At 38.2% G+C, this 2,160-nt stretch carries 3 protein-coding genes; 1 reads left to right on the top strand and 2 read right to left on the bottom strand.

Going from position 1 to position 2,160, the window contains the following annotated elements; genetic code table 11:
* The first annotated feature begins 508 nt into the window (after nucleotides 1–508).
* Nucleotides 509–883 (top strand): hypothetical protein, encoded by a 375-nt coding sequence (locus JIG41_RS09635; RefSeq protein WP_058584486.1) that lies wholly within the window; start codon nucleotides 509–511, stop codon nucleotides 881–883.
* Between the two features lie 251 nt (nucleotides 884–1,134).
* Here JIG41_RS09635 and JIG41_RS09630 read toward each other — a convergent pair whose 3' ends face one another.
* Nucleotides 1,135–1,932 (bottom strand): hypothetical protein, encoded by a 798-nt coding sequence (locus JIG41_RS09630; protein ID WP_063529910.1) that lies wholly within the window; start codon nucleotides 1,930–1,932, stop codon nucleotides 1,135–1,137.
* A 153-nt stretch (nucleotides 1,933–2,085) separates the two neighbouring features.
* Nucleotides 2,086–2,160 (bottom strand): transposase (locus JIG41_RS23275; protein WP_199524514.1); only part of this gene is annotated, 75 nt, incomplete at its 5' end.

Genomic DNA, 2,160 nt, shown 5'->3' with positions numbered 1-2,160 from the left:
GTTAATAAAGGCTCAATCAACACACAAATGCAAACTAGTGCAGGCAAAGCCAGAAACAGAATCATTGGTACCGCATTGGTTTTGTCAGTCATGCAAGGTGGGTATTTTACGATTTATTGGTGTGATGAATTCAGATACGCCAACAAATGAAATAGTGCGAACGAGTTAGCAGCCTTGCTTGCTGCTTAAAATCAATGAGTTAACCTGCTTAATTGCTCAGGCTAACGACCTCTGTGTGCGTAAAAATATAATTGCTTCTTAAGGCAAATTTAGGTGTAATGGAAGCATAATAAACGCTGAGTAAAGCAGGGATAGCTTAGATGCGATAGGCTCGCCAGTAACGTTGGCTTGATATCGCTTAGGCCAGAAAAAGCAAATTCCCATAGCATAAACAACACCAACTCTGACACACCGAGCAGGTAGCGGCTCAGTCCAACAAGCGATTATGCAACACAAACTGCGTGTCGCATAAATACTAAAATGTTATGTGACTCAAGGATGACGAAGAATGCATTTGCCTTTAAAAGATTTGGAAAAGGAACATTCAATACCGGAAGTATGGAAAGACTCCATTTGCAAAGTGGTTATTCAATTAACCAAAGATAATTTCGAACTCCACAATGTCTCGGAATACATCACTCTTCAATCTAGTGATTTGGCCGAGTTTAATAGAGAAAATGTTCTTGAATATGGTTGTTGTCTAAAGGCGTTATCTACTGAATGTTGGGAACGTTCATGCTATCAATGGCAAGGTGATTATTGGGATTTAATCATCGATTTATGTACTGTAGAAGAAGGCGTTAGTGATCTCGTTCTGAAAGGTCGAATTTATCCCATAGTTTCAGGCTACAAATATGAGTTTGGCATGGTATATGTTCCGTAGTTTTATTAGGCCGTCACATAACAAACGCATTAACACTCGCTTTGCTCGCTAGGGACAAATACACGTAGGCTCCCCTCGCGTTGCTCGGTAGTTTAGCCTACGTATATTTGCCCGTTATGCGGGCGTTACTGATTAAATACTCTAACGTGTTTTTGTCCAGAAGAGAGTTACAAGAGTATGATACTTTAATATTCAGTTGTAGCTTGATTTGGACTTGATAGTAGCTTTTAGTATGAATCTTTATTCCTCTCCTACACTAACTCGCACTGGTTAGCTGAAGCCATAGTCATGAACTCATCAACTATCGTGCTTAGCTGGGGAAACCTAGTTTTGACCTCGTATAAGTACATCAAAAGCTTTTGATTGTTGGTTTCGCAATTCAGATAAAAAGGTATGGTTATTAAGTAGTCAGCAAGTGCTGGTGGTATGATTTCAACATGATCGGCATTGTTACGAAGCTCGAAAAACTCTAAGTCACTAACAGCAGAAATGTTAAGCTCATCTAGTTCATCACTTTTGCTCTTAACATACTCAATATCTGCCTTCATTGCCCAAAAAGGTACCCAAGCTGAGTTGCTGAAGTTATTTATAAGTTTTTTATAATCACATTTTTCAGTCAGGCTACAATCTAAGAATTCTACATTAGCTTCGTTGATGTCATAATGTAATGATTTTAGAGACTCAAAACTGTCTTTTATGACACCAGTCTCTTCAGTAGAGGCAAACTTTATACGATGAAGCCAATATAAAACTAAACCATCAGCATGCTCGCTGCTTAAACTTTTAAGGTTTATTCCAGCATAACTCTCAACAGGAATAAATCGGCCGTTCCAAGTAACCGGTTCAGAGAACAGAAATGTACCTTGGTTAAGCTTGTCACTAAAGTGATCGATAATAGTTGAGTAGTCAAAAGTTGACTCTACACTAGAGTTGTCAGCGGGATGACGTATTTGCAAATAAACTATTGATAAAATAGAGCAAAGTAAAATGACAATGATAAACCACTTTGAGTTTTGATGTTTTGAGTATTTATTCAGGTTTGTAAACATAACAGCCTCCATATATATGCTTAATAATGTACAGGTATACGCAACATATAGAGGCAAAAAAAGCCTAATATTTTTAAAAAATTACTTTTTATCTAAACTCACCGAGAAAACCCCGTGATCAGAACAAAGTGATGTCGCGGGGATGAATAGGTGTCACCCCTGCTCTTGGATATATTTTCGTATAGTCTCTGCGCTTGCATTCCCTACAGAACACACAAAGTACCCATC

The sequence above is a fragment of the Pseudoalteromonas sp. bablab_jr011 genome (assembly GCF_016464045.1).
Taxonomy (GTDB): Bacteria; Pseudomonadota; Gammaproteobacteria; order Enterobacterales; family Alteromonadaceae; genus Pseudoalteromonas; species Pseudoalteromonas lipolytica.
Note: the sequence above shows the minus strand (reverse complement) of the source record. Positions and strands in the feature narration are given on the sequence as shown.

Coding starts and splice junctions, on each gene's coding strand:
- JIG41_RS09635 (WP_058584486.1), top strand. CDS start 509: ATGCATTTGCCTTTAAAAGATTTGGAAAAGGAACATTCAATACCGGAA.
- JIG41_RS09630 (WP_063529910.1), bottom strand. CDS start 1,932: ATGTTTACAAACCTGAATAAATACTCAAAACATCAAAACTCAAAGTGG.